Consider the following 25982-nt stretch of genomic DNA (forward strand, 5'->3'; position numbering starts at 1 on the left):
ACTCCGGCATGATCAGAATGGAATGGTCAGGGCGGGGTCGACCGCCTTCAGTTGGTTACGGAACACATCCTTGATGCGCTCCAGTTCGCCTTCGGTGTCGGCCTCGAAGCGCAGCACCAGCACCGGCGTGGTGTTGGAGGCGCGGACCAGGCCCCAGCCTTTCGGGTAATCGACACGCACGCCATCGAGGGTGGTGAGATTGGCATCGCCCCACTGGCCGTCGCGCTGCAGCGCTTCGATCAGGGCGAACTTGCTCTCGTCGGTGACGGTGATGTTGATTTCCGGAGTGGAGACGTCCATAGGGAAGGCAGAGAACACATGTTCGCTGTCGCGATCGTCGAGGCTGATGATCTCCAGCAGACGGGCGGCGCTGTAGATGCCGTCGTCAAAGCCGAACCAGCGCTCCTTGAAGAAGATGTGGCCGCTCATTTCGCCGGCCAGCAGGGCGCCGGTTTCCTTCATCTTCTTCTTGATCAGCGAGTGGCCGGTCTTCCACATCACCGGACGGCCGCCGTAGCCGCTGATCAGCGAGATCAGGCGGCGGGTGCATTTGACGTCGAAGATGATGTCGGCGCCCGGGTTGCGCGATACCACGTCCTTGGCGAACAGCATCAGCAGGCGGTCCGGGTAGATGATGGTGCCGGTGTTGGTCACCACGCCGACGCGGTCGCCGTCGCCGTCGAAGGCCAGGCCGAGGTCGGCGCCGGTTTCCCTGACCTTGGCGATCAGGTCTTCCAGGTTCTCCGGCTTGCCCGGGTCCGGATGGTGGTTGGGGAAGGTGCCGTCGACGTCGCAGAACAGCGGGATGACTTCGCAGCCGAGGGCCTCGATCAGTTGCGGGGCGATCACGCCGGCGACGCCGTTGCCGCAGTCGACCACCACCTTCAGGCGCTTGGCCAGGGCGATGTCGTCGCGGATCTGCTCGAAGTAGCGCGGCAGGATGTCGATCTGGCGGACGCTGCCGACGCCGCTGGCGAGGTCATTGGTCTCGATGCGGGTGCGCAGGGCCTGGATCTGTTCGTTGGCCAGGGTCTCGCCGGCGACGACGATCTTGAAGCCGTTGTAGTTCGGCGGGTTGTGGCTGCCGGTGAGCATCACGCCGGATTTACCTTCGAGCACGTTGGCCGCGTAATACAGCACCGGAGTCGGCACCATGCCGACGTCGGTGACCTGGCAACCGCAATCCAGCAGGCCCTGGATCAGTTGCTGCACCAGCTCCGGACCGGACAGGCGGCCGTCGCGGCCGACGGAGACGTTCGGCTCGCCACGCGCCAGGCTTTCCGAGCCGATGGCGCGGCCTACCCAGTAGGCGGTCTCGACGGTCAGGGTATCGCCGACCACGCCGCGGATGTCGTAGGCGCGGAAGATGCTGGCGGGAAGTTGCGGGGCTTTGGTGCTCATGTCGGGTGTTCGCTCCAATCCCAGGGGGTCCTGGTCTTCTTCAAGAAAATCGATATCCAGAATGTCGGTGTTCTGGAACAGCGGGTTCACCAGCTCCGCCTCGGTGGCGACAGGGCTGTCGACGACAGCGGCGGTCATGGCCGGGGCGGCGGGAGCCGGTGTTGCAGGGCTGGGTGTTTCGGCCTTGCGGCGTGCCTGGCGGCTGAGAACCGGTAGCAGGTTCTGCAGGCTCGCCAGGCTCAGTTCAGGTGTTTTGGCAGTACGGGTGGCGCCGAGTTCCTGAATGAATTGCGTGAGTGCCTGGGCGTCGTGGCGCAGGCGGCGTTGCAGCCCGCTGTTCACCAGATAGATGCCGAGCAGCCCGCCGGCCAGTGCGAGCAGCGCCGCGAGACCGAGCAGGGTGGGCGAATACAGTGGGGCGGTCAGCGTCGGGCCGGGGGTGAAACTGAGTTTCCAGTTCGGATTGCCGCTGCTCAGGGGAATGGCCGCGGCGTCGCTGGCCTGGCCGTACTGGAGCAGGGTTTGCGCCGGGTTCTTGCCGAACTGTTGGGCCAGCAGCAACTGGCCGGTTTCCGCCGGCATCGGCGGCAGGCTGGCGAGCAGGCGCTGCAGGTCGAAGACCAGCATCAGCGAGCCGTGGATGTCATTGTCCGCACCGCGCAGGGCGGCGGGGCTGTAGAGCAGCCAGCGGGAGCCCACCTTGTAGGCCTCCGGGGCGACGTCCTGGCCGTTCTCGACGCGATGCAGCATGTCCAGCGCCGCGTAGTTCAGCGGGCCGGGACGCTGGTTGTCCTGCGTCGCCTGGCCGTTGGCGAACAGATGGACGTCGAGCAGTCCGCTCAGCGACCACTGCGCCAGTGTCTTCTCCAGGGCCTGGAGGCGTGCCGGGTCGTTGCCCTGGACGGCGGCCAGCAGTTCGGGATTGCCGGCGATGCCTCGGGTGTCGGTGGTCAGGTGGACCATCGACTGGCGCAGCGCGCCGGCCTGGCTTTCCGCCCAGGCGCTGCCGAGTTGCTGCCGGTGGATCTGCTCGGCGCTGCCGAACAGGCTGGACCACAGCAGCGCGCCGGCCGCTGCCACACCGAGCACCGCCACGCCGCAGGCCGGCAGCAGGGCGCCCAGCGAGGCGCCGGAGCCATTGCCCGACGCGCCATTCGCGCCATTGACGGGGGGAAGGTCCGGCTGCTGGTCGTCCGTATCCCTGGCACTGCGCTTGAAGAGTTTCATGGAAAATCTCCTCGGCATTTCTTCCCTGGAGCGGGCGGTCAGTGGCTGCCCGAATGTCCGAAGCCGCCGGCACCGCGCTGGCTTTCGTCGAAGCTGTCGACCAGCTCGAAATGCGCCTGCACCACGGGCACCAGCACCAGTTGGGCGATGCGCTCGCCGACGGCCATGGTGAATGCAGTGTGGCCGCGATTCCAGCAGGACACCATCAGCTCGCCCTGGTAGTCCGAGTCGATCAGGCCGACCAGGTTGCCGAGGACGATGCCGTGCTTATGGCCGAGGCCGGAGCGCGGCAGGATCATCGCGGCGAGGCCGGGGTCGGCAATGTAGATCGACAGGCCGGTGGGGATCAGCACGGTCTGGCCGGGTTCGAGGACCAGGTCCTCTTTCAGCATGGCGCGCAGGTCGAGGCCGGCGGAGCCCGGAGTGGCGTATTGCGGCAGGGGGAATTCCGCGCCCAGGCGCGGATCGAGGATCTTGGCTTGCAGTGAATGCATCGAGGTCTCAGTGCTGTTGGCGGCGTTCGGCGATGAAGGCGATCAGCTGGCGGGCGATCTTGCCCTTGCTGGTCTGGGCGAAGCTGCTTTCGTGCAGTTCGCGGTCGATCACCGTGATGGCGTTTTCCTCGCTGTTGAAGCCGATCGACGGGTTGGCGACGTCGTTGGCCACGATCAGGTCGAGGTTCTTGTCCTTCAGCTTGCGCGCGGCGTACTGCAGGAGATTTTCCGTTTCCGCGGCGAAACCGACGCTGAACGGACGATCGCTGCGCTGCGCGAGGGTGGCGAGGATGTCCGGGTTGCGCACCAGTTGCAGCAGCAGGCCGTCGCCGGTGGTCGGGTCCTTCTTCATCTTCTGCTCGGCGACCACTTCCGGACGATAGTCGGCGACGGCGGCGGCGGCGATCAGGATGTCGGCGGGCATCGCGGCTTCGCAGGCGGCGAGCATGTCGCGAGCGCTGACCACGTCGACGCGGCTGACCCGGTCGGGCGTCGGCAGGTGCACCGGGCCGGTCACCAGGGTCACGCGGGCGCCGGCTTCGGCGGCGGCCTCGGCGAGGGCGAAGCCCATCTTGCCGGAGCTGTGGTTGGTGATGTAGCGCACCGGGTCGATGTTTTCCTGGGTCGGGCCGGCGGTGATCAGCACGTGCTGGCCGGTCAGCGACTTGAACTGGAAGCAGTCGGCGGCCAGTTGTGCCAACTCATCGGCTTCCAGCATGCGGCCGGGGCCGACGTCGCCGCAGGCCTGGCTGCCGGCCGCCGGACCGAACAGATGCATGCCGCGCGAACGCAGCAGGTCGGCGTTGACCTGGGTGGCCGAGTCGCGCCACATGGCCTGGTTCATCGCCGGGGCGAGGGCGATCTGCGCGTCGGTGGCCAGCACCAGGGTGGTCAGCAGGTCATTCGCCACGCCCTGGGCCAGGCGCGCCATGACGTCGGCGGTGGCCGGGGCGATCAGCACCAGATCGGCCCAGCGGGCCAGTTCGATATGCCCCATGGCCGCTTCGGCGGCGGGGTCGAGGAGGTCCAGGTGTACCGGATGGCCGGACAGCGCCTGGAGGGTCAGCGGAGTGATGAACTCACGGCCGCCCTGAGTCATCACGACACGCACCTCGGCGCCCTGGTCGCGCAGACGGCGAACCAGTTCAGCGCTCTTGTAGGCGGCGATACCGCCACCCACACCCAGGACGATGCGTTTTCGATAGAGCCGCTGCATAGGCCAGCCTTAATAAGCAGAGATTGGATGACGCGCGAAGCTTCTTGGATTTTTCCCACAGAGCTTTTAGCCGACGGCGCCTCCCCAGGCCGCAAGCCGCGCAAAATGGAGGGCTAAGATATCACAGCGCCCGCACGGGAACAGCGGGCCGGCTCGACTGGGAGGTCTTGTGAGCATTCGTGACTGGCCGGCGGCGGAGCGTCCGCGGGAGAAGCTGCTCGAACGCGGAGCGGCAAGTTTGAGCGATGCCGAGTTGCTGGCGATATTCCTGCGCACCGGCGTGGCTGGGTGCAGCGCGGTGGAACTGGCGCGACGGCTGTTGCAGGAGTTCGGCAGCCTGCGTGCGCTGCTGGAGGCCGATCTTGCCGCCTTCAGCCGCCATCTTGGCCTCGGTCCCGCCAAGTTCGCCCAGCTGCAGGCGGTGCTGGAAATGGCCCGGCGTCACCTGGCCGAACAGCTGCGCAAGGACTCCGCGCTGGAAAGCCCGCAGGCAGTGCGCGACTACCTGAAGGCGCGCCTGCGCCACGAGCCGCACGAGGTGTTCGCCTGCCTGTTCCTCGACAGCCGGCATCGGGTGCTGGCCTTCGAAGTGCTGTTCCACGGCTCCATCGACGGCGCCAGCGTCTACCCCCGCCAGGTGGTCAAGCGCGCCCTGGCACACAACGCGGCGGCGCTGATCCTTACCCATAATCACCCGTCCGGCGTCGCCGAGCCGAGTCAGGCGGATCGCCTGCTCACCCAGCGGTTGAAGGATGCGCTGGCGCTGGTGGATGTGCGCGTGCTCGACCATTTCATCGTCGGCGACGGCGAGCCGCTGTCGATGGCCGAGCACGGCTGGATGTGAGTTTTTTGTAGGAGCCAGCTTGCTGGCGATCCCGGAGCCAACCGGCGACGGTGAGGCCAGCCGGGAAGGATGATCGCCAGCAAGCTGGCTCCTACAGGTCCATACGGGGCGTAGGGTGGATGGCGCTCTTCCATCCACCATTCCCTTGCGTCAGCGTTGCAGGCTGACCTTGGCAAAATCCTGCCGGCCGAACGGATTGACCGCATAGCCGCTGACTTCCTTGCGCGTCAGGGCGAAGGCGGTCGGATGCGCCAGCGGCAGCCACAGCGCCTGGTCGTGGATGATCTGCTGGGCCTGGTGATACAGCTCGCTGCGTTTGCCCTGGTCGGCGACTCCCTTGGCCTGGCTGATCAGGCCGTCCAGTTTCGCGTCGCAATAGCGCGCGAAGTTCAGCCCGGATTTCACGCTGGCGCAGGCGAATTGCGGGGTGAGGAAGTTGTCCGGATCGCCATTGTCGCCGGCCCAGCCCATGAACAGCAGGTCATGCTCGCCGGCCTTGGCGCGGCGGATCAGCTCGCCCCATTCGATCACCTGGATCTGCGCCTGGATGCCGATCTTCGCCAGGTCGGCCTGCAGCATCTGCGCGCCCTGGCTGGGGTTGGGGTTGAGCAGGCTGCCGGACGGGCGGGTCCAGATGGTGGTCTTGAAGCCGTCCTTGAGTCCGGCCTCGGCCAGCAGGGCCTTCGCCTTGGCGATGTCCTGCGGATAGCCGGGGATGTCCCTGGCGTAGCTCCAGGTGTTCGGCGGATAGACGCCTTCGGCGGCGATGGCGCTGCCGCCGAACACCGCCTGCAGGTAGCTGCGCTTGTCGAAGGCGAGGTTGATCGCCTGGCGTACCTGCGGCTTGTCCAGCGGTGCGTGTTCGCTGTTGATGCCGACGAAGGCGGTCATGAACGCCGGGGTCTGTTCGATCTTCAGCTTGGCGTCGCCGCGAGCGCTTTCCACGTCCAGCGGCTTCGGCGACAGGGCGATCTGGCATTCGCCGTTGCGAACCTTCTGCAGGCGCACGCCGGCGTCCGGGGTGATGGCGAACACCAGGTTGTCCACGGCCGGTTTGCCGCCGAAATAGTCCGGATTGGCCGCATAGCGCACCACCGCGTCCTTCTGGAAGCGGCGGAACACGAACGGGCCGCTGCCGACCGGCTGGGCGTTGAGCTTCTCCGGCGTGCCGGCCTTCATCAGTTGCGCGGCGTACTCGGCGGAATAAATAGAAGCGAAGCCCATGCTCAGCATCGGCAGGAAGGTGGCGTCGGGGTGATTCAGGCTGAAGCGGACGTGGTGCGCGTCGACCTTCTCCACCGCCCTGACCAGCGCCGGCAACTGCATCGACTGCGCGTGCGGGAAGCCGCTCTTGGCGACCTTGTGCCATGGGTGGGCCGGGTCGAGCATGCGCTGGAAGCTGAACAGCACGTCGTCGGCATCCAGCGCGCGGCCGGGGCTGAAGTAGTCGGTGCGGTGGAATTTCACGCCCTCGCGCAACTGGAAGTCGTAGGTCAGGCCGTCCGCGGAGATCGTCCAGCTCTGCGCCAGTCCGGGCACCACCTCGCCGCGCGCGGCGTCGAATTCGACCAGGCGGTTCATCAGCACATCGGCGGAAGCGTTGGTGGTGGTCAGCGAGTTGTACTGCACCACGTCGAAGCCTTCGGGGCTGGCCTCGGTGCACACGCTCAGGGTGGTGGCGGCGCTGGCCAGGGGAGGGGCGAGCAGCAGGGCGAGAAGGGCGAAACGCATGACGGACTCCATTGCGAGGGGGATAATGCCCGTCCGTGGAGCGGGCGCGGTCATGCAAGGCGGATGGGCCACCTTGAGCGCCTTACCCTAGACCATGCGCCTGTCGCGGACAATCGTGAAATTCGACGAACGGCACGCGCGGCGGGGCCCGTAGCATCGGGGTCGGCTGTGGGTAAACCGGTCGCGGCCTTGCGACGCGGCGAGAGTTTCTGATATAAAGCTGCGCTCTTTTCTGGGGCCCTGTTCTTCTTGCCTGAGTTCATCTGGCGGCGCAGCGGGTAAGACCCTGGTGAAACTGAGAATCCAACGAGTTTAAGCAGCCAACCCATGCCGGGTTTGGCATGTGGTTTATAGAGGGCTGAGCCATGTCGAGAGTTTGCCAAGTGACCGGTAAGGGTCCGGTTACCGGGAATAACATTTCCCACGCACACAACAAAACCCGTCGCCGTTTCCTGCCGAACCTGCAGCATCACCGTTTCTGGGTAGAATCCGAGAAGCGTTTCGTGCGTCTGCGTGTTTCCGCTAAAGGCATGCGTATCATCGACAAGCGTGGTATCGAGGCCGTTCTGAACGACCTGCGCGCCCGCGGCGAAAAATTCTAAGGAGCTGAATCATGCGTGAATTGATTCGTCTGGTGTCCAGCGCCGGTACCGGCCACTTCTACACCACCGACAAGAACAAGCGTACCAAGCCTGAGAAAATCGAGATCAAGAAATACGATCCGGTTGTTCGCAAGCACGTGATCTACAAGGAAGCCAAGATCAAGTAATTGATCCGGCCCTTGCGAAAAAACCCGCCAATCGGCGGGTTTTTTCATTTCCGAGGTAGGTTGGCGCTGAACGAAGTGAAGCCCAACATCTGCCGAGCCATGGCACCGTTGGGCTTCGCTGCGCTCAGCGCCAACCTACATGGCCAAGGGAGTGTCTTCAGGCCTTCTGCTCGAACATCACATAGACCTTGCGGCAGCTTTCCAGCACTTCCCAGGTGCCTTTCAGGCCGGCCGGGATGACGAAGCGGTCGCCGGCGCGTACGGTGCGGGCGTTGCCGTCCTGGTCGCGGATCACCGACACGCCCTGCAGGATCTCGCAGTATTCGTGCTCGGTGTAGTTGATCGTCCACTGTCCCGGCTCGCCTTCCCAGATGCCGGCGTTGAACTGACCGCAGGGGCTGCCGTAGTGGTTGCGCACGCTCTGCTGCGGGTCGCCCTTGAGGATCTTTTCCGGTGCGGGGCGGTAGTGCTCGGCGGCGGTGGTTGCCTGGGCGAAATCGACGATCTGATCAATCTTCATGGCGCTCTCGTTTGTTGTGGCTTGTTGGCGAGTCGCGTGCAGGGCACGGTCAGGGTCGTCCCATTTGCTTCAATAGAGCAGGCTGGGTCCGTTTCGGCGGAGTCTATGTTTAATAAAACGAACGTGACAAGGCGGTTTTGCCCTATTCTGTAAAAAATATTGAAAATTGCCTGCCTCCGGTTTAGGGTGGCGGGCAGCATGCGTCAAGCTGCCGCCCTGCGGAATTTTTGACGGGCGCTCGCCGAGCTTTCGGGCGCCACGACACCGATCAGCAATTAATAAGAGGAAAAGTGGTCATGAGTACCCTCACCCGCGCCGACTGGGAAGCACGCGCCCAGAACCTGAAAGTCGAAGGCCGCGCCTTCGTCAACGGTGAATACGTTGACGCCGCTTCCGGCCAGACTTTCGATTGCATCAGCCCGGTCGATGGCCGCTTCCTGGCCAAGGTCGCCAGTTGCGACAGCGCCGATGCCGAGCGCGCCGTGCAGGTTGCCCGCGCCACCTTCGAATCCGGTGCGTGGTCGCGCCTGGCGCCGGTCAAGCGCAAGAAGGTCATGATCCGTTTCTCCGAACTGCTGCTGGAACACGCCGAAGAGCTGGCCCTGCTGGAAACCCTGGACATGGGCAAGCCGATCAGCGACGCGCTGCACGTCGACGTCGCCAGCGCCGCCAACTCCATTCGCTGGAGCGGCGAAGCGATCGACAAGATCTACGACGAGGTTGCCGCCACCCCGCACGACGAGATCGGCCTGGTCACCCGCGAAGCCATCGGCGTGGTCGCCGCCATCGTGCCGTGGAACTTCCCGCTGCTGATGTCCTGCTGGAAGCTCGGCCCGGCGCTGGCTACCGGCAACTCGGTGATCCTCAAGCCGTCCGAGAAGTCGCCGCTGACGGGCATCCGCGTCGCCCAACTGGCCCTCGAAGCCGGTATCCCGGCCGGCGTGTTCAACGTGCTGCCGGGCTTCGGCCATACCGTGGGCAAGGCGCTGGCCCTGCACATGGACGTCGACTGCCTGGTGTTCACCGGTTCGACCAAGATCGCCAAGCAGCTGATGGTCTATGCCGGCGAATCGAACATGAAGCGCATCTGGCTGGAAGCCGGCGGCAAGAGCCCGAACATCGTGTTCGCCGACGCGCCTGACCTGAAGGCCGCCGCCGAGGCCGCCGCCAGCGCCATCGCCTTCAACCAGGGCGAAGTCTGCACCGCCGGCTCGCGCCTGCTGGTGGAGAAATCGATCAAGGATCAGTTCCTGCCGATGGTGATCGAGGCGCTGAAGGGCTGGAAACCGGGCAACCCGCTGGACCCGGAAACCAACGTCGGCGCGCTGGTGGACACCCAGCAGATGAACAACGTGCTGTCCTACATCGCGTCCGGCCATGCCGATGGCGCCAAGCTGGTCGCCGGTGGCAAGCGCACCCTGGAAGAGACCGGCGGCACCTATGTAGAACCGACCATCTTCGACGGCGTGACCAATGCGATGAAGATTGCCCGCGAGGAAATCTTCGGCCCGGTGCTGTCGGTGATCGAATTCGCCGACGCCGAGGAAGCCGTGCGCATCGCCAACGACACCCCGTACGGCCTGGCCGCGGCGGTGTGGACCAGCAACCTGTCCCGGGCCCATCTGGTCGGCAAGGCCCTGCGCGCCGGCAGCGTGTGGATCAACCAGTATGACGGTGGCGACATGACCGCGCCGTTCGGCGGCTTCAAGCAGTCCGGCAACGGCCGCGACAAGTCGCTGCACGCGTTCGACAAGTACACCGAGCTCAAGGCCACCTGGATCAAGCTCTAAGCCCTGCTCGGAGGGGCTGCGCGTCGGCCATACTGCGTTGAAATCGGACTCAGACTGCTCATTTACAGTCGTAAACTCCGCGTCTTCGTCCGATTTCGCCTTGTCTGGCTCTAGCTCGCTCCCTCCGTAGACAAGGTCGGTCCTGATCTCATCGATCTGGCCGGCTCCAGCAAGAGACAAATCCGCGGCCGGTTCCCTTCGGGGCCCGGCCGCTTTGCATTGCGCAGCGGATTCGTGACGAGCCCGCCGTGCGCTCCGGATGGAACGGGAGAACGACAATGCGTTGGGGCGCCTATTTCGCGGTAAGCCTGTCGGTCATCAGCATCGGCCTGGCCCTCGGCCTGACCATGCCGCTGGTGTCGCTGCGCCTGGAAGGCTGGGGCTACGGCAACTTCGCCATCGGCGTGATGGCGGCGACGCCGGCGGTGGGCGTCCTGCTCGGCGCGGTGATCGCCGGCCGTCTTGCCGCACGCCTCGGGACGCCGACATTGATGCGCCTGTGCCTGCTCTCCGGCGCCTTCTCCGTGGGCCTGCTGGCGCTGCTGCAGAGTTATCCGGTGTGGCTGCTGCTGCGCCTGCTGATCGGTGTGCAGCTGACCGTGGTATTCATTCTCGGCGAAAGCTGGATCAACCAGCTGGCGCTGGAAAAGTGGCGTGGCCGGCTGGTGGCGCTGTACGGCACCGGTTATGCGCTGAGCCAGTTGGCCGGACCGGTGGTGCTGGGCCTCATCGGTACCGGTAACGATGCCGGATTCTGGCTGGGTGTCGCCCTGCTGATCGGCGGCTCGTTGCTCCTGATCGGGCGTGGCGGGGCGCCGCGGGTCGATCCGCACAGCGCTTCGGGGCGCGGACTCGGCCGCTTCTGCCTGAACCTGCCGCCAATCGCCTTGGCGGTGGTACTGTTCGCCGGCTTCGAGGCGATTATTCTCACCCTGCTGCCGATCTATGGCATACGCCAGGGCTTCAGCCAGGCCGTCTCGCTGGCGATGGTCAGCACCGTGGTGGTCGGCGATGCGGCGTTGCAGTTGCCGATCGGCTGGCTGGCTGACCGCATGTCGCGGCAGACGCTGTTCAAGGCCTGCGGGGTGGCGCTGTTGCTGAGCAGCCTGGGCATTCCGCTGGTGCTGCACAGTCCGCTGATCTGGCCGCTGCTGGTGCTGTTCGGCGCCAGTGCCGGCGGCCTGTTCACCCTGGCGCTGATCCTGATCGGCGAACGCTATCGCGACGACGCCCTGGTGCGCGCCAATGCGCATGTCGCGCAACTCTGGGGCATCGGCTGCCTGGTCGGCCCGCTGGCGATCGGCGCGGCGAGCCAGTGGCTGACCGGCCACGCCCTGCCGCTGATGATGGCGCTGGGAGCATTCGGCTTCGTGGTGCTGGTCTGGCGGCATGGGTTGCCGGCAGTCGAGGCCGAAACGGCCTCCTGAGTAGGTTGGCGCTGAGCGCAGCGAAGCCCAACATCTGCCCGGCATGGCACCGTTGGGCTTCGCGAGCTCAGCGCCAACCTACGGGTCACAGCATCTTTTCCAGCCCGATGACGCCGGCGAGCCAGGCGTTCAGCCGGCGCCACAGGCTGCCCGGCTCATGGTGCAGCACCAGTGGCCGGCCATCACGCTCGGCGACCCAGACCAGCCTGGGCCGGCTGCCGCTGCGGTCGATGCGCACTTCATAGCTGACGCTGCGCGACATCCCGGCGAAGGCGAGACGGCGGGTGCGCTCGGCGAGTTCCGGGCTGTCGACAATGATGCCGACTTCGGTGTTCCACAGCGCCGAGCGCGGGTCGAAGTTGAACGAGCCGATGAATACGTGGCGCCGGTCGAAGACGATGGCCTTGCTGTGCAGGCTGGCGCTGCTCGAACCGCTCACCCGCCAGGGCGCGCCGGCCATGCCGCGGTCCGGCTCGGCGCGCAGTTCGTAGAGCTTCACGCCGTGTTCCAGCAGGGCCATCCGGTAGGGTGCGTAGCCGGCGTGCACGGCGGGTACGTCGATGGCCTCCAGCGAGTTGGTCAGCAGGCGCACGCTGACGCCCTGGCTGGCGCGCCGGGTCAGGTAGTCGAGGCCGCTGTCGGTCGGCACGAAATAGGCGGAGACCAGGACCAGCTCGCTGGAGACCGCCTTGAACAGCGGCACCAGCCGGGTGCTCAACTGCTGCTCCGGCTGCGGGTCGCCCTTGTCCAGCACCTTCAGCGGTGCATCCCAGACCGCTTCGGCGCGGGCCCAGATCAGTGTGTCCAGCCAGTGCTCCAGATGCGGCTGGTCGTGCTCCTTGGCCAGGCGGGCGATGAACTCCGACTGCTCGACCTTTTCCCGGGCGAGCCAGGCCTCCAGGTTCCGCCGGAAGTGCGCCAGCTTGCGCGGATCGGGTTTGCGCCAGAGGTAGTCCTCGACCGGCCGGCTGATGGCGCTGTTCCAGTACTGGTCGAAGCTTTCCCCCAGTTGCCGGGCGACCGGCCCGGCGCCAAGCAGGTCGAGGTCGCTGAAGTTCATCTCGGCCTTGGCGTTGAAGTATTCGTCGCCCAGGTTGCGTCCGCCGACGATGGCCAGGCTGTTGTCCGCCAGCCACAGCTTGTTGTGCATGCGCCGGTGCTGCCGGGGCAGGTCGAACAGGCGGCCGAGATTGCGCGTGAAGCCGGTGCTGCGGCCGAGATGCTGCGGGTTGAACAGGCGCACCTGGATGTTTGGGTGCGCTACCAGCGCGCCCAGTTCGTAGTCGCGGCCGTCGCTGCCGATGTCGTCGAGCAGCACGCGCACGCGTACGCCACGGTCCGCGGCGCGCAGCATCTCGTGGATCAGTGCGCGGGTGGTGAGGCCGTCGTGCACGATGTAGTACTGGATATCCAGGCTGCGCTGGGCCTTGCGCACCAGTTCGACGCGGGCGCGGAAGGCATCGAAGCTGGCGGCCAGCAGGCGGAAGCCGGATTGCTCCGGATGCGCCTGGGCGCGTTTTTCCACCGCGACGCCAAGGTCGGTGCCATGCGCCGGCAATGCGTGTGTGACGGGCGGCGGCGCGCTGGCGCAACCGCCGAGGAGAAGGAGTGACGCCAGCAGCAGGAGGCGTGGGAGCAAGGGGGTTCTCCGGCAAGATCCGCCGGGGGCGGCTCCCCGAAGTCTAGTGGCCTGTGCGGTTGATTGGTTAACTCAAGTTCGGATTCCTGTGGTTCTCAGGCAAGGCAGCGCGACGAGTCATAGCAGGGCTATGGGGAGGAGCGCTAACGCAGCATGAGGGCCACAGGGGCCGAAATTGACTAACTGAATCAACCAAACAGGCCACTAGCCCCCCAGCGTTTCCTTGAAGCGATACCAGGCCATGCCCAGCGCCAGCAGCGGCGAACGCAGCAGCTTGCCGCCGGGGAAGGTGATGTGCGGGACCTTGGCGAACAGCTCGAAGCCGTTGCTGTGCTGGCCGGCGATGGCTTCGGCGAGCAGCTTGCCGGCCAGGTGCGTGGCGTTCACCCCGTGGCCGGAATAGGCCTGGGCGAAGTACACGTTGGGCTGGTCGGGCAGCCGGCCGATCTGCGGCAGGCGGTTGGCGCCGATGCCGATCATGCCGCCCCACTGGTAGTCGATGCGCACATTCTCCAGGTGCGGGAACACCCTGAGCATCTTCGGCCGCATGTAGGCGGCGATGTCCGCCGGATCGCGCCCGGAATAGTGGCAGGCGCCGCCGAACAGCAGACGGCGGTCGGCGGAAAGGCGGTAGTAGTCGAGCGCCACGCGCTGGTCGCAGACCGCCATGTTCTGCGGCAGCAGCTCGCGGGCCTGGCTTTCGGACAGCGGTTCGGTGGCGATCACATAGCTGCCGGCGGGCAGCACCTTACCGTCGAGATAGCGGTTCAGACCGTTCTGATAGGCATTGCAGCCGATCACCAGGGTGCTGGCGCGGACGCTGCCGCCGGCGGTGCGTACATGCACTTCGCGGCCGTAGTCGATGGTGGTGACTGCGGAATTTTCGTACAGGCGCGCGCCCAGGTTCTGCGCCACGGCCGCCTCGCCGAGGGCCAGGTTGAGCGGATGCAGGTGGCCGGAGCCCATGTCCACCATGCCACCGACGTAGCAGTCGGCGCCGACTATGCTGCGCATTTCTTCCTTCGGGATCATGCGCAGTTCATGGCGATAGCCGAGGCTCTTCAGCTCCTCGTAGTCCTCGCGGAAGCCCTCGACGTCCGATGTCTTGTTCGCCAGGTCGCAGTAGCCCCAGGTCAGGTCGCAGTCGATGCCGTAATGCTCGACCCGGCGGCGGACGATTTCCACCGCTTCCAGCCCCATCAGCTTGAGCTGGCGCACACCGTCCGTGCCGATCACCGGTTCGAACTGTTCGACGCCATGGCCGACTCCGCGGATCAGTTGCCCGCCGTTGCGCCCGCTGGCGCCCCAGCCGATGCGGTGGGCCTCCAGCAGCACCACCGACAGGCCGCGTTCCGCCAGTTCGATCGCCGTGTTCAGCCCGGAGAAGCCGCCGCCGACGATGCACACGTCCGCACGCACCTCGCCGCTCAGGGGCGGGAATTCGATGCGTCGGTTGACGGTCGCGGCGTAATAGGAGGGGGCGTGCTGGTCGGTGTGCACCGGCTGGTGAACGCGGGCGTTCATGTGCGAAATCCTGATTATTGTGTTTGTAAAATTTGACAGAGCATAAACACCGATTTCCCACATCGCCAATAGGGACGTGGGAAAAAACCATCAGGATTTGTGAAAAAAGCCGGGATCAGTCAGGAATTGGCAGCGTCAGGCTTTCCTTCACCTCTTCCATGACGATGTAGCTTTTCGACTCGCGGACGTGCGGCAGCTTGAGCAGGATGTCGCCGAGCAGCTTGCGGTAGGAGGCCATTTCCGAGATGCGCGCCTTCACCAGGTAGTCGAAGTGGCCCGACACCAGGTGGCATTCCAGCACGTGGGGCAGCTTGAGCACCGAGCGGCGGAAGTCTTCGAAGGTGTCGCCGGACTTGTAGTCCAGGCTGATCTCGACGAACACCAGCAGGCTGGCCTTGAGGTACTGCGGATTGAGCCGGGCGTTGTAGCCCATGATGATCCCCTCGCGCTCCAGGCGCCGCACGCGCTCGGTGCAGGGCGTGGTGGAGAGGCCGACCCGCTCGCCCAGTTCGGTGAAGGAGATGCGTCCTTCTTCCTGGAGGATCCGCAGGATGTTGCGGTCGATCTTGTCCAGTTCGCGGCGGCTTTGATGCTGGGTTCTCATGGGGCGGATGCTCTGGCTGTGATGGCGGTAGGCCGGAATTATTGGCAAATATAGTCAGTTACCCAGTGAATTTCACTGGCGCTTGATCTTCCGGCCGCAGCCGGCCAGCCTGTCCCACAACGCGGCGTCATTCCGCCGGGAGCCCAGTCGCCCATGCTTTCACGTCGTACCCGCGCGCTGCTGCTGGTAGTGCTTGTCCTCTCGCTGGCCGTTATCGGCAGCGTGCTGGCCGCGCGGCAGTTGCTTGCCAGCCAGGGCATTCGTGTCCTGGACTGGGGCGGGCCGGGGATTTCCACCGACGGCATCGGCCTCGGACACCTGCATCTGCTGCGGGAGGATTCCGCCGGGAATCGCCTGCAACTGCGCGGCGAAGGACTCCGGCTGGGCTGGCCCAGCCATGCCGAGGGAGTCTGGCGATTGCGCCAGTTGCGCAGCGAGAGCCTGGCGCTGGACTGGCAACCGGCAGCCTCCGCCGCAGCGACCAGCGAACCGGCCTTCGGCCTGCCGCCGCCACGGCAATTGGCGGAATGGCTGGTGCTGCTGCCCGACATTCTGGATATCCGGGACCTGAGCCTCGACCTGCCCTGTGCCAGCGACCGCTGCGTGCTGGACGGCGCCGTGCATGGCAGTCGCGAGGCGGGCGTCGCCACCCTGGGCGCGCAATTGCAGAAGGCCGACCAGCGCCTGCTGCTGCAGGGCAGCCTGAGCAGCGGCGCGGCCGGTGTTCAGGTCGCGGCGACGGCGCGTCTGGCCGAACCGCTGGTGCTGCCCGGCTATGGCCGGCTGCAGGGCGATCTGCGCCTGGCGGCGGATGGCGTGGCGGACGGTTGGCGGCCGCGAACCCTGGATGCCGATCTGCAGCTCGGGGAATTGCAGGGCGGCTGGTTGCAGGCGGTGCCGGCCGACCTGCGTCCGCAGCAGCTCAGCCTGCGCCTGTGGTTGCCGGAGGGCGAGCAGGCGCCTTCCACATTGCCGCCGGTGCGCTTCGACCTGCGCGCCAGTGGCCCGGCGAGTGGCAGCTTCGCCGGCGAACTGGGCGTGCTCGGCCTCGAACCCTGGTCGGTGGAGCTGCGCGACGCGCGTTTGCAGGCGCAGGCGGCGCGCCTGGCATGGGCGGAGCTGCGGGCGAGCGGCGCCAGCATCGATTTGCGGCTGATGGGCAGCCTTGGCCGGGAGGCTGCGCACCTGCAGTTCGCCGAGGCCGCCCAACTGCGCCTGGATATGCTGGTCATGCCGGACAAGACCGAGCTTCGCCAGTTGCGTGGCGACCTGTCCACGGCGCGGCTGAACATCGGCTACGCGGTCGGGCAGCCGGTTTCCTTCTCACTGGACAGTCCGCTGCGCCTGCAGGCAGGCAGCCTGCGCCAGGCGAATCTGCAGCCGCTGGGCTGGAGCTTCACCGGGAAACTGGCCGCGACCGGGCAGGAGCAGCGCCTGCAGGGCCGGCTGGAAAATACCGGCGGCCTGGCCGCGGATATCGACATGAATCGCAAGGACCGGGGCGACCTGCGTCTCGCGGCGCGTTTCCAGGAAATCTTCTTCCGCGCCGGCAACCCGCTGGCGAAGACCCTGCGCGACTGGCCGGCGCTGCTCAGCCTCAACAATGGACGGTTGAAGGCTACCGCCGACTGGCGACTGCCTGCCGGGAACGCGCCGCAGGAGCTGGTGCTCGGGCTGGAGGCGCGTGGGCTCGAAGGTATTCACGATCGCAGCGAGTTCCAGGGCCTGGACGGACAGGCCGATCTGCGCCTGCGCGGCGACCAGCTCAGCGCCGATCTGCCGAAGCTCGAAGTGCGCCAGCTCAATCCCGGCGTGCAGCTCGGCCCGCTGCAGTTCCGTGGCCGTTACCAGGCAACGCGCGCCGCGCCGCTGGGTGGGCGGCTGGACTGGCAGCAGGCGCAATTGATGCTGTTCGGCGGCCGCGTCTGGCTGGCGCCGGCCGGGGTCGAGCTGGCGAAGGCGGAGCAGGACATGACCCTGCATCTGGACGGTGTGCGGCTGGAGGAAATATTGCGTGCCTATCCGGCGGAAGGGCTGAGCGGCACCGGCGTGCTGGATGGCGAGCTGCCGATGCGTGTCGACCGCGGCGGCGTGCGCATCAGCGGGGGGACTATCGCGGCGCGGGAGCCGGGCGTGCTGCAGTTCCGCTCGGAAAAGATCCGCGCCCTCGGCCGCAGCAATCCGGGGATGCAACTGGTGGCCTCAATGCTGGACGATTTCCGCTACGACCATCTGTCCAGCCGGGTGGACTATGATGAGGCCGGCCGACTGGTGCTGGCTCTCACCCTGCGCGGACGCAATCCGGCGGTCGAGCAGGGACGGCCGGTGAATCTCAATGTCAATCTGGAAGAGAACCTGCCGGCCTTGCTGACCAGCCTGCAGTTGAGCGACCGGGTCAGCGAGACGATTCGCCGGCGCGTGCAGGAGCGCCTGCGCCAGGACAAGCCGGCCACGCCATGAGCTTCAGGAGATGCCGAATGCGCTTGCGCAAAGTTTTTCCCATTCTGCTGCTGGCCGGACTCAGCCAGGCCTGCACGCCAACCGTGCAGCTGGCCGCGCCCAGCGAGCCGATCAACATCAACCTCAACGTGAAGATCGAGCACGAGATCTACATCAAGGTCGACAAGGCCCTCGACGGAATCATCAACGAGAACAGCGGCCTGTTCTAAGGAGCCCCACATGAGATTGCGCAGTAAATTCATCCTGGCCATCGCCGCTCTTTCCATCAGCCTGCCGCTGTGGGCGATGAGCCTGGAGCAGGCCATGTCCGCCCTCGGTGGCGCCAAGGCGCAGGGCCTGGTGGGCGAACAGGCCGACGGCTATCTCGGCGTGGTCAGCAACAGCGTCCAGGCCGCCGACATCGCCGCGCAGATCAACGCCGCACGCCGCGCCGAGTACCAGAAGGTGGCCAGCCAGAACGGCGCCAAACTAAGCGATGTGGAAGCGCTGGCGGGCAAGAAGGCCATCGAGCGCACGCCGTCCGGCCAGTACATCCAGGTCGGCGGCAAGTGGGCGCGCAAGTAGGGTGGTTTGGCAGGGATATTCCCTGCCGGCAGCGCCGTGCTGCCGGGTTGACCGGTGGCACGGCGGTTTTGGCTATTTTCTTGCGTATTCCTGTTTTATCGATTTATTAAACTAAAATTCCAGGTCAAGTCGGTAAATATCACTGATATTGCTCTTGATTTTTCACCTACTTAAACAAGCCAAAACCTGCGACATCCTGGTTATTCTGGTGGATGTGTCTCCATGAAAGGCCGTTTTGCCGAGAATTATCCGCAAATCATCGCTGTTAAACAGTGACTATCCCTGACAGGTGATTCTTATACTGCGCGCATCTAACTTCAGAATAAGAACGTCTGCGTAACTCACGCGACGTGGGAGGCGAACTGATGCGCGTTCTGGTCCTTGGTAGCGGTGTGATCGGCACTACCAGTGCTTACTATCTTGCCCGTGCAGGCTTCGAGGTGGTGGTGGTCGACCGTCAGGACGGTCCGGCCCTGGAAACCAGCTTCGCCAACGCCGGCCAGGTCTCCCCGGGCTACGCCTCGCCCTGGGCCGCACCGGGCATCCCGCTGAAGGCCATGAAGTGGCTGCTGCAGAAGCACGCGCCGCTGGCCATCAAGCTCACCAGCGATCCCAGCCAGTACGCCTGGATGCTGCAGATGCTGCGCAACTGCACCGCCGAGCGCTATGCGATCAACAAGGAGCGCATGGTCCGCCTGTCCGAGTACAGCCGCGACTGCCTCGACGAACTGCGCGCCGAAACCGGCATCGCCTACGAAGGCCGTACCCTCGGCACCACCCAGCTGTTCCGCACCCAGGAGCAGCTCGACAGCGCCGCCAAGGACATTTCCGTGCTGGAAAGCTCCGGCGTGCCCTATGAAGTCCTCGACCGCGCCGGCATCGCCCGCGTCGAGCCGGCGCTGGCCAAGGTGGCCGACAAGCTGGTCGGCGCCCTGCGCCTGCCGAACGACCAGACCGGCGACTGCCAGATGTTCACCACCCGCGTGGCCGAAATGGCCAAGGGCCTGGGCGTGGAATTCCGCTTCGGCCAGAACATCGAGCGCCTCGACTTCGCCGGCGACCGCATCAACGGCGTCTGGGTCAATGGTGAACTGCTCACTGCCGACCACTACGTGCTGGCGCTCGGCAGCTACGCCCCGCAGATGCTCAAGCCGCTGGGCATCAACGCCCCGGTCTACCCGCTGAAGGGCTACTCGCTGACCGTGCCGATCACCAACGCTGACATGGCGCCGACCTCGACCATTCTCGACGAGACCTACAAGGTCGCGATCACCCGCTTCGACCAGCGCATCCGCGTCGGCGGCATGGCGGAAATCGCCGGCTTCGACCTGTCACTGAACCCGCGTCGCCGCGCCACCCTGGAAATGATCACCACCGACCTCTATCCGGAAGGCGGCGATGTCAGCCAGGCGGTGTTCTGGACCGGCCTGCGCCCGGCGACCCCGGACGGCACCCCGATCGTCGGCGCCACCCGCTATCGCAACCTGTTCCTCAACACCGGACACGGTACCCTTGGCTGGACCATGGCCTGCGGTTCCGGCCGCTACCTCGCCGACCTGATGGCGAAGAAGCGCCCGCAGATCAGCACCGAAGGCCTGGATATTTCCCGCTACAGCCCTACCTCGGAGAAACCGAATGCCCATCCAGCGCCTGCACACTGAAAAGCGCATGAGCCAGATCGTCATCCACAACGGCACCGTCTATCTCGCGGGCCAGGTGGGTGACGACATGTCCGCCGGCGTCGAGCAGCAGACCCGCGAGACGCTCGCCCATATCGAGCGTCTGCTGGAGGAAGCAGGCACCGACACGTCGCGCATCCTGTCGGTGACCATCTACCTGAAAGACATCGATGCCCACTTCGCGGGCATGAACAGCGTCTGGGACCAGTGGCTGCCGCAGGGCGTCGCCCCGGCCCGCGCCACCGTCGAAGCCAAGCTCTGCGAGCCGGAGATCCTGGTGGAGATGTCAGTGGTCGCCGCGCTGCCCTGAGATTCACCGATTGCCCGGCTTTGATGCCGGGCTTTTTTTGCCCGGAGTATCCTCCGGGAGCGTTTCACACCATAACCAGAGAGTCCTCGCCATGCGTCCCGCCCGTGCCCTGATCGATCTCGATGCCCTGCGCCACAACTATCGCCTGGCCCGCGAAGTCAGCGGCGCCCGCGCTTTGGCGGTGGTCAAGGCGGATGCCTACGGTCACGGCGCCGTGCGTTGCGCCCAGGCGCTGGAAGCGGAAGCCGACGGTTTCGCCGTCGCCTGCATCGAGGAGGCGCTGGAGCTGCGCGAGGCCGGCATCCGCGCGCCGATCCTGCTGCTGGAAGGCTTCTTCGAAGAGCGCGAGCTGGAACTGATCGATGCCCAGGACCTCTGGTGCGTCGTGCATTCCGCCTGGCAACTGGACGCCGTCGAACGGGCGCGCCCGCGCAATCCGCTGACCGTCTGGCTGAAGATGGACTCCGGCATGCACCGTGTCGGCTTCTTCCCGCAGGAATACCGCGCCGCCTACGAACGCCTGCAGGCCTGCCCGCACGTGACCAAGGTGGTGCTGATGAGCCACTTCGCCCGCGCCGACGAGCTGGACTGCGCGCGTACCGCGGAACAGGTGGCGGCGTTCGAGTCCGTGCGCGCCGGGCTGGGCAACGAAGTCAGCCTGCGCAACTCCCCCGGCATCCTCGGCTGGCCGAACGTGCCGAGCGACTGGGTACGTCCGGGCATCATGCTCTACGGCGCCACCCCGTTCGAACAGGCGCATCCGCTGGCCGACCAGTTGCGTCCGGTGATGACCCTGCAGTCGAAGATCATCAGCGTACGCGAACTGCCGGCTGGCGAGCCGGTCGGCTACGGCGCGCGCTTCGTCGCCGGACGCCCGGTGCGCGTCGGCGTGGTCGCCATGGGATATGCCGACGGCTACCCGCGTCACGCTCCGGACGGCACGCCGGTATTCATCGACGGCAAGCCGGGCCGGATCATCGGCCGCGTGTCCATGGACATGCTCACCGTCGATCTCACCGACCTGCCCGCCGCCGGCCTCGGCAGCCGCGTCGAGCTGTGGGGGGCGAACGTCCCGGCCAGCCAGTTGGCGGCCCTCTGCGGCAGCATTCCTTATCAGCTGTTCTGCAACTTGAAGCGGGTTCCGCGCGTCTACTGACGGGCCGCTACAAAAGTTTGCACGGGCTTTTCTGGCGATCTGTTGTAAATACTGAACAGTGTTGCCATGATACGGACCACACTCGGAACCCGCGCGGCATCAGCCGTTGGCGGGTTCCGCCGTCATAGAGCCGGTGAACAAGAATAAGGAGGGTTCCGCCCTTGGACGTTGGTGCTCGTCTGCAAGCCATCCGCAAGCTCAAAGGTCTATCCCAGCGTGAACTCGCCAAACGAGCGGGTGTTACCAACAGCACGATCTCGATGATCGAGAAGAACAGCGTGAGCCCCTCGATCAGTTCGCTGAAGAAGGTGCTGGGCGGTATTCCCATGTCCCTGGTGGAATTCTTTTCCATGGACATCGAGCAGGAAAACAACACCCAGGTGGTGTACAAGGCAGACGAACTGATCGACATCTCCAGTGGCGCGGTGACCATGCGCCTGGTCGGCAAAGCCCATCCGAGCCGTGCCATCGCCTTCCTCGACGAAACCTATCCGCCCGGTTCCGACACCGGCGACGAGATGCTCAACCACGAAGGCGAGGAAGCCGGCGTGCTGGTCGAAGGCCGCCTCGAACTGACCGTGGGCAGCGATACCTACGTGCTGGAAAGTGGCGACAGCTACTACTTCGAAAGCAACAAGCCGCACCGTTTCCGCAATCCCTTCGATACACCGGCCCGTCTGATCAGCGCCACCACGCCGGCAAATTTTTGAACAGCCGGTAGGACCGGCAAGACCAGACTGCGACCTAATGCCGCAAGACCCGGCAGGAATGTGCAATTGTTTCAGGCAATCAGCCTTTGCCGTTATACTTGCGCCCGCCCGCGCGGCCTGGAACTGTGACCACTGCGCCCGGGTGTGATAAGCCACGATGAGGGTTAAAGGGTGAACCTGATTAAAAAAATGCTGGTGGCTCAAGCCGCCGTGCTGGCCCTGTGGGCTGTAAGCGCTCAGGCCACGACCACCGATGATGCGATTGCCAAGCGTCTCGAGCCGGTCGGCAAGGTATGTGTACAAGGTCAGGAATGCGAGGGTGTCGGCGCTGTGGCTTCGGCTGCTGGCGGTGCCCCGCGTTCCGGCGAAGAGATTGTCGGCAAGGTCTGCACCACCTGCCACGGCACCGGCCTGCTGGGCGCGCCGAAGGTTGGTGACAAGGCCGAATGGGGCCATCGTGCGAAAGAGCAGGGCGGTCTCGACGGTCTGCTGGCCAAGGCCATTTCCGGTATCAACGCGATGCCGCCGAAAGGCACCTGCGCCGACTGCTCGGACGACGAGCTGAAAGCCGCGATCCAGCACATGTCCGGCCTGTAATACGCCGAGCATGCTGTGAAAAAGCCGCCCGAGGGCGGCTTTTTCGTGTCTGCGCGTTGGGCCGGTTCAGTCGAGGAACGTGACCTTGCCGTCGGCCAGCGACTTCACCCGGGCCAGCGACTCGACCCGGTAGCCTTCGCTTTCCAGCAGGGCGCGGCCTTCCTGGAAGGACTTCTCGATGACGATGCCGATCCCGGCGATGCTCGCGCCGGCCTGGGTGATCAGGTCGATCAGCGCCTTGGCGGCGTGGCCGTTGGCGAGGAAGTCATCCACCACCAGCACGTGGTCGGCGCTGGTCAGGTGCTTGGCGGAGATGGCGATGGTGCTCTCGGTCTGCTTGGTGAAGGAGAACACCTTGGAGATCAGCAGGTCGCTCTTCAGGGTCAGCGACTGGAACTTGCGGGCGAAGATCACCGGAATGCCCAGCTCCAGGCCGGCCATCACCGCCGGGGCGATGCCCGAGGCTTCGATGGTGACGATCTTGGTGATGCCCTGATTCTTGAAGCGCTCGGCGAACTCGTGGCCGATCTGCTTCATCAGCAGCGGGTCGATCTGGTGGTTGAGGAAGGCGTCGACCTTCAGCACCTGTTCGGAGAGAACGATGCCTTCGCTGCGGATTTTGTCTTTGAGAGTGTCCAATTTTGGTGCTTCCTGGCGGGAGCTGCTGCCGCTGATGAAAGCCCGTAATTCTAACTCGCCAGCAGGATTCTGCGCGACGGGCCGACGAAGGAAAAATTGATCGGCCGGACAGAAAGCATGGCGCTGATCCCGTAGGGTGGAAATCGCGAAGCATTTCCACCATCGCGTGGCCGGTGGCACCGTAGGTTGGCGCTGAACGCAGTGAAGCCCAACACCACCGGACGTTGGGCTTCGCAAGCTCAGCGCCAACCTACATATCGGTCAGCGCTTCAGCAGCGCGCGGATATCCGCCAGCGCGGCATTGCCCTTGGCGGCTTTCACTTCTTGCGGTGCATCTTCCTGGCCTTCCCAGACCAGGTCTTCCGGCGGCAGCTCGTCGAGGAAGCGGCTCGGCGAGCAGTCGATAATCTCGCCGTACTGCTTGCGCTTGGCGGCGAAGGTCATCGCCAGGTTCCGCTTCGCCCGGGTGATGCCGACGTAGGCCAGGCGGCGCTCTTCCTCGATGGTGTCGGCCTCGATGCTGGAGCGGTGCGGGAGGATTTCCTCCTCCACGCCGAGGATGAACACGTAGGGGAACTCCAGGCCCTTGGAGGCATGCAGGGTCATCATCTGCACGCCCTCGGCGCCTTCTTCCTCTTCCTGCTGGCGCTCCAGCATGTCGCGCAGCACCAGCTTGGCGATGGCCTGCTCGATGGTCATGTCGCCTTCCTCGTCGCGTTCGAGGGTGTTCTTCAGCGCGTCGATGAGGAACCACACGTTGCCCATGCGGAAGTCGGCGACCTTGTCGCTGGAAGCGTTCTGCCGCAGCCAGTTCTCGTAGTCGATGTCCATCACCATGCTGCGCAGCGCGCCGATCGGGTCGTTGCCGGAGCATTGCTCGCGGACCTTGTCGATGAAGCGCTTGAAGCGCTGCAGGCGTTCGACGTAGCGGCTGTCCAGGTGTTCGGAGAGGCCCATCTCGTCGATGGCGTCGTACATCGAGCACTTGCGCTCGGTGGCGTAGTTGCCGAGCTTTTCCAGCGTGGTCGAGCCGATTTCCCGACGCGGCACGTTGATCACCCGCAGGAAGGCGTTGTCGTCGTCGGTGTTCACCAGCAGGCGGAAGTAGGACATCAGGTCCTTCACTTCCTGGCGGCCGAAGAAGCTGGTGCCGCCGGACAGCCGATAGGGAATCTGGTGGTGCTGCAGCTTCAGTTCGATCAGCTTGGCCTGGTAGTTGCCGCGATAGAGGATGGCGAATTCGCTGTAGGGCCGCTGGGTCTTCAGGTGGATGGTGAGGATTTCCATGGCCACGCGTTCGGCCTCGGCTTCCTCGTTGCGGCAGCGGATCACGCGGATCGGGTCGCCTTCGCCCATCTCGCTCCACAGCTGCTTCTCGAACACGTGCGGGTTGTTGGCGATGAGGATGTTGGCGCACTTGAGGATGCGGCTGGTGGAGCGGTAGTTCTGCTCCAGCATCACCACCTTCAGCGACGGGAAGTCTTCCTTCAGCTGCATCAGGTTTTCCGGCCGCGCGCCGCGCCAGGCGTAGATCGACTGGTCGTCGTCGCCCACCACGGTGAACTGTGCGCGGTCCTTCACCAGCAGCTTCACCAGCAGATACTGGCTGGCGTTGGTGTCCTGGTATTCGTCGACCAGCATGTAGCGCACACGATTGCGCCATTTTTCCAGGATTTCCGGGTGTTCCTGGAACAGTTTCACCGGCTGCAGGATCAGGTCGTCGAAGTCCACCGCGTTGTACGCCTTGAGCGTGCGCTGGTAGTGCAGATAGACCATCGCCGCAGTCTGTTCCTTGGGATTTCGCGCCTTTTCCAGGGCTTCTTCCGGCAGGATCAGGTCGTTCTTCCAGGCGCCGATCAGGTTCTTGATCTCGTCGACGCCGTCATCGCCGGAATACTCCTTCTGCATGATGTCGGTCATCAGCGCCTTCACGTCGGTCTCGTCGAAGATCGAGAAACCGGGCTTGTAGCCGAGCGCCGCATGTTCCTTGCGGATGATGTTCAGGCCCAGGTTGTGGAAGGTCGAGACCGTCAGGCCCTTGCCTTCGCCCGGCCGCAACAGCGTGCTGACACGTTCCTTCATCTCGCGCGCGGCCTTGTTGGTGAAGGTGACGGCGACGATGTACTGGGCGCGGATGCCGCACTGCTGGACCAGATAGGCGATCTTGCGGGTGATCACGCTAGTCTTGCCGGAGCCGGCGCCGGCCAGCACCAGCAGGGGGCCGCCGACGTAGTTCACGGCCTCTTGCTGCCGGGGATTGAGTCGGGACATGACGGGAAGGGGAGTCTGTGACGAAGCGGGCGCGTATTCTAACAGGCCGCTCCCGGGCCTGTGCTGCCGTTGGGGAAATAGCCGAGATCTGTGATGGGATTACATTTCCCTGTTTCGGATAATTCTTTGGTTGTATTAGGCTGTGCCCGCACTATTTGAAGAAAACTCTTAAGAGTTTCAGCGAGTCTTCCCTGTGGACGCCGAAACGGGCGACCGGAGAAGACGCAAAACCGGATTGCCTGGCACGGGTTGCCATTGCAATCAACTTGATTGAATCGGGGGTCGTTTGGCTGCGTTGGTTGAACCTACGCGCCTGCTGCTGCTGGCGGAAACTCCGCAGTGGGCCGGGTTGTTGCGCGAGCATCTTGCCGCGTTGGGGACGGGCTATTCGCTGGTCACTGCTCCTTCCT

At 65.0% G+C, this 25982-nt stretch carries 23 protein-coding genes; 13 read left to right on the plus strand and 10 right to left on the minus strand.

What is annotated here, in order from left to right; all coding sequences use genetic code 11:
- Window positions 1–12: 12 nt before the first annotated feature.
- The 3 genes from algC to coaBC form a co-directional block, all read right to left on the minus strand.
- Complete coding sequence (gene algC / locus JFY56_RS12905) at window positions 13–1401, minus strand: phosphomannomutase/phosphoglucomutase (RefSeq protein ID WP_208314283.1); 1389 nt, start codon at window positions 1399–1401, stop codon at window positions 13–15.
- Window positions 1402–2666: 1265 nt separating this feature from the next.
- Window positions 2667–3122, minus strand: a complete 456-nt coding sequence (dut, locus tag JFY56_RS12910) for a dUTP diphosphatase (protein ID WP_208314153.1) — start codon at window positions 3120–3122, stop codon at window positions 2667–2669.
- A gap of 7 nt (window positions 3123–3129) precedes the next feature.
- Window positions 3130–4338, minus strand: coding sequence for a bifunctional phosphopantothenoylcysteine decarboxylase/phosphopantothenate--cysteine ligase CoaBC (coaBC, locus tag JFY56_RS12915; protein ID WP_208314154.1), 1209 nt, complete (start codon window positions 4336–4338; stop codon window positions 3130–3132).
- A 169-nt stretch (window positions 4339–4507) separates the two neighbouring features.
- Here coaBC and radC point away from each other — a divergent pair, with 169 nt between their 5' ends.
- Window positions 4508–5182: a RadC family protein gene (gene radC, locus JFY56_RS12920; protein WP_208314155.1), complete on the plus strand. Its 675-nt coding sequence runs from the start codon at window positions 4508–4510 to the stop codon at window positions 5180–5182.
- 150 nt (window positions 5183–5332) lie between these two features.
- On the opposite strand, the gene JFY56_RS12925 is transcribed toward radC, so the two are convergent.
- A complete protein-coding gene (locus JFY56_RS12925; RefSeq protein ID WP_208314156.1) occupies window positions 5333–6913 on the minus strand; it encodes an ABC transporter substrate-binding protein in 1581 nt (526 codons plus the stop codon).
- Window positions 6914–7278: 365 nt separating this feature from the next.
- Here JFY56_RS12925 and rpmB point away from each other — a divergent pair, with 365 nt between their 5' ends.
- The gene (rpmB, locus tag JFY56_RS12930; RefSeq protein WP_009614118.1) at window positions 7279–7515 is read left to right on the plus strand and encodes a 50S ribosomal protein L28; all 237 of its coding nucleotides are present in this window, start codon (window positions 7279–7281) and stop codon (window positions 7513–7515) included.
- An 11-nt stretch (window positions 7516–7526) separates the two neighbouring features.
- Entirely contained in the window at window positions 7527–7682 is a 156-nt protein-coding gene (rpmG, locus tag JFY56_RS12935) for a 50S ribosomal protein L33 (RefSeq protein WP_017520721.1), read from the plus strand.
- Between the two features lie 157 nt (window positions 7683–7839).
- Here rpmG and JFY56_RS12940 read toward each other — a convergent pair whose 3' ends face one another.
- Window positions 7840–8202 carry a cupin domain-containing protein gene (locus JFY56_RS12940; protein WP_208314157.1) on the minus strand — a complete coding sequence of 121 codons (363 nt, stop codon included), beginning with the start codon at window positions 8200–8202 and terminating at the stop codon, window positions 7840–7842.
- Between the two features lie 296 nt (window positions 8203–8498).
- Here JFY56_RS12940 and JFY56_RS12945 point away from each other — a divergent pair, with 296 nt between their 5' ends.
- Complete coding sequence (locus JFY56_RS12945) at window positions 8499–9992, plus strand: aldehyde dehydrogenase (protein WP_208314158.1); 1494 nt, start codon at window positions 8499–8501, stop codon at window positions 9990–9992.
- 278 nt (window positions 9993–10270) lie between these two features.
- Entirely contained in the window at window positions 10271–11419 is a 1149-nt protein-coding gene (locus JFY56_RS12950) for an MFS transporter (RefSeq protein WP_208314159.1), read from the plus strand.
- A gap of 85 nt (window positions 11420–11504) precedes the next feature.
- On the opposite strand, the gene JFY56_RS12955 is transcribed toward JFY56_RS12950, so the two are convergent.
- From JFY56_RS12955 to dadR, 3 genes are all read right to left on the minus strand, one after another.
- Window positions 11505–13058 carry a phospholipase D family protein gene (locus tag JFY56_RS12955; RefSeq protein ID WP_208314160.1) on the minus strand — a complete coding sequence of 518 codons (1554 nt, stop codon included), beginning with the start codon at window positions 13056–13058 and terminating at the stop codon, window positions 11505–11507.
- A gap of 204 nt (window positions 13059–13262) precedes the next feature.
- The gene (locus JFY56_RS12960; protein ID WP_208314161.1) at window positions 13263–14582 is read right to left on the minus strand and encodes an NAD(P)/FAD-dependent oxidoreductase; all 1320 of its coding nucleotides are present in this window, start codon (window positions 14580–14582) and stop codon (window positions 13263–13265) included.
- A 115-nt stretch (window positions 14583–14697) separates the two neighbouring features.
- Complete coding sequence (dadR, locus tag JFY56_RS12965; RefSeq protein ID WP_015479539.1) at window positions 14698–15186, minus strand: transcriptional regulator DadR; 489 nt, start codon at window positions 15184–15186, stop codon at window positions 14698–14700.
- Window positions 15187–15339: 153 nt separating this feature from the next.
- Between dadR and JFY56_RS12970 the strand changes: the two genes are divergently transcribed.
- The 8 genes from JFY56_RS12970 to JFY56_RS13005 all read left to right on the plus strand — a co-directional run bounded on the left by JFY56_RS12970 (window position 15340) and on the right by JFY56_RS13005 (window position 22662).
- Window positions 15340–17646: an intermembrane phospholipid transport protein YdbH family protein gene (locus JFY56_RS12970; protein ID WP_208314162.1), complete on the plus strand. Its 2307-nt coding sequence runs from the start codon at window positions 15340–15342 to the stop codon at window positions 17644–17646.
- Between the two features lie 17 nt (window positions 17647–17663).
- The gene (locus JFY56_RS12975; protein WP_208314163.1) at window positions 17664–17855 is read left to right on the plus strand and encodes a YnbE family lipoprotein; all 192 of its coding nucleotides are present in this window, start codon (window positions 17664–17666) and stop codon (window positions 17853–17855) included.
- Between the two features lie 10 nt (window positions 17856–17865).
- Window positions 17866–18210 carry a YdbL family protein gene (locus JFY56_RS12980; protein WP_208314164.1) on the plus strand — a complete coding sequence of 115 codons (345 nt, stop codon included), beginning with the start codon at window positions 17866–17868 and terminating at the stop codon, window positions 18208–18210.
- A gap of 365 nt (window positions 18211–18575) precedes the next feature.
- On the plus strand, window positions 18576–19871 hold the full coding sequence (gene dadA, locus JFY56_RS12985) for a D-amino acid dehydrogenase (RefSeq protein ID WP_208314165.1): 1296 nt from the start codon (window positions 18576–18578) through the stop codon (window positions 19869–19871).
- The gene (locus JFY56_RS12990) at window positions 19846–20199 is read left to right on the plus strand and encodes a RidA family protein (protein ID WP_208314166.1); all 354 of its coding nucleotides are present in this window, start codon (window positions 19846–19848) and stop codon (window positions 20197–20199) included. Before dadA ends, JFY56_RS12990 begins: the two co-directional genes overlap by 26 nt.
- A 91-nt stretch (window positions 20200–20290) precedes the next feature.
- Window positions 20291–21355 (plus strand): alanine racemase, encoded by a 1065-nt coding sequence (alr, locus tag JFY56_RS12995; protein WP_208314167.1) that lies wholly within the window; start codon window positions 20291–20293, stop codon window positions 21353–21355.
- Between the two features lie 161 nt (window positions 21356–21516).
- The gene (locus JFY56_RS13000) at window positions 21517–22065 is read left to right on the plus strand and encodes a cupin domain-containing protein (protein WP_208314168.1); all 549 of its coding nucleotides are present in this window, start codon (window positions 21517–21519) and stop codon (window positions 22063–22065) included.
- A 171-nt stretch (window positions 22066–22236) separates the two neighbouring features.
- Window positions 22237–22662, plus strand: coding sequence for a c-type cytochrome (locus JFY56_RS13005; protein WP_328824870.1), 426 nt, complete (start codon window positions 22237–22239; stop codon window positions 22660–22662).
- Window positions 22663–22728: 66 nt separating this feature from the next.
- Here JFY56_RS13005 and JFY56_RS13010 read toward each other — a convergent pair whose 3' ends face one another.
- Window positions 22729–23301, minus strand: a complete 573-nt coding sequence (locus tag JFY56_RS13010; protein WP_208314169.1) for a xanthine phosphoribosyltransferase — start codon at window positions 23299–23301, stop codon at window positions 22729–22731.
- A 261-nt stretch (window positions 23302–23562) separates the two neighbouring features.
- Entirely contained in the window at window positions 23563–25572 is a 2010-nt protein-coding gene (rep, locus tag JFY56_RS13015) for a DNA helicase Rep (RefSeq protein WP_208314170.1), read from the minus strand.
- Window positions 25573–25982 lie beyond the last annotated feature (410 nt).

The organism is Pseudomonas schmalbachii, from assembly GCF_017589465.1.
Lineage (GTDB): Bacteria > Pseudomonadota > Gammaproteobacteria > Pseudomonadales > Pseudomonadaceae > Pseudomonas > Pseudomonas schmalbachii.

Coding starts and splice junctions, on each gene's coding strand:
- algC (WP_208314283.1), bottom strand. CDS start 1,401: ATGAGCACCAAAGCCCCGCAACTTCCCGCCAGCATCTTCCGCGCCTAC.
- dut (WP_208314153.1), bottom strand. CDS start 3,122: ATGCATTCACTGCAAGCCAAGATCCTCGATCCGCGCCTGGGCGCGGAA.
- coaBC (WP_208314154.1), bottom strand. CDS start 4,338: ATGCAGCGGCTCTATCGAAAACGCATCGTCCTGGGTGTGGGTGGCGGT.
- JFY56_RS12925 (WP_208314156.1), bottom strand. CDS start 6,913: ATGCGTTTCGCCCTTCTCGCCCTGCTGCTCGCCCCTCCCCTGGCCAGC.
- rpmB (WP_009614118.1), top strand. CDS start 7,279: ATGTCGAGAGTTTGCCAAGTGACCGGTAAGGGTCCGGTTACCGGGAAT.
- rpmG (WP_017520721.1), top strand. CDS start 7,527: ATGCGTGAATTGATTCGTCTGGTGTCCAGCGCCGGTACCGGCCACTTC.
- JFY56_RS12940 (WP_208314157.1), bottom strand. CDS start 8,202: ATGAAGATTGATCAGATCGTCGATTTCGCCCAGGCAACCACCGCCGCC.
- JFY56_RS12945 (WP_208314158.1), top strand. CDS start 8,499: ATGAGTACCCTCACCCGCGCCGACTGGGAAGCACGCGCCCAGAACCTG.
- JFY56_RS12950 (WP_208314159.1), top strand. CDS start 10,271: ATGCGTTGGGGCGCCTATTTCGCGGTAAGCCTGTCGGTCATCAGCATC.
- JFY56_RS12960 (WP_208314161.1), bottom strand. CDS start 14,582: ATGAACGCCCGCGTTCACCAGCCGGTGCACACCGACCAGCACGCCCCC.
- dadR (WP_015479539.1), bottom strand. CDS start 15,186: ATGAGAACCCAGCATCAAAGCCGCCGCGAACTGGACAAGATCGACCGC.
- JFY56_RS12970 (WP_208314162.1), top strand. CDS start 15,340: ATGCTTTCACGTCGTACCCGCGCGCTGCTGCTGGTAGTGCTTGTCCTC.
- JFY56_RS12975 (WP_208314163.1), top strand. CDS start 17,664: ATGCGCTTGCGCAAAGTTTTTCCCATTCTGCTGCTGGCCGGACTCAGC.
- JFY56_RS12980 (WP_208314164.1), top strand. CDS start 17,866: ATGAGATTGCGCAGTAAATTCATCCTGGCCATCGCCGCTCTTTCCATC.
- dadA (WP_208314165.1), top strand. CDS start 18,576: ATGCGCGTTCTGGTCCTTGGTAGCGGTGTGATCGGCACTACCAGTGCT.
- JFY56_RS12990 (WP_208314166.1), top strand. CDS start 19,846: ATGCCCATCCAGCGCCTGCACACTGAAAAGCGCATGAGCCAGATCGTC.
- alr (WP_208314167.1), top strand. CDS start 20,291: ATGCGTCCCGCCCGTGCCCTGATCGATCTCGATGCCCTGCGCCACAAC.
- rep (WP_208314170.1), bottom strand. CDS start 25,572: ATGTCCCGACTCAATCCCCGGCAGCAAGAGGCCGTGAACTACGTCGGC.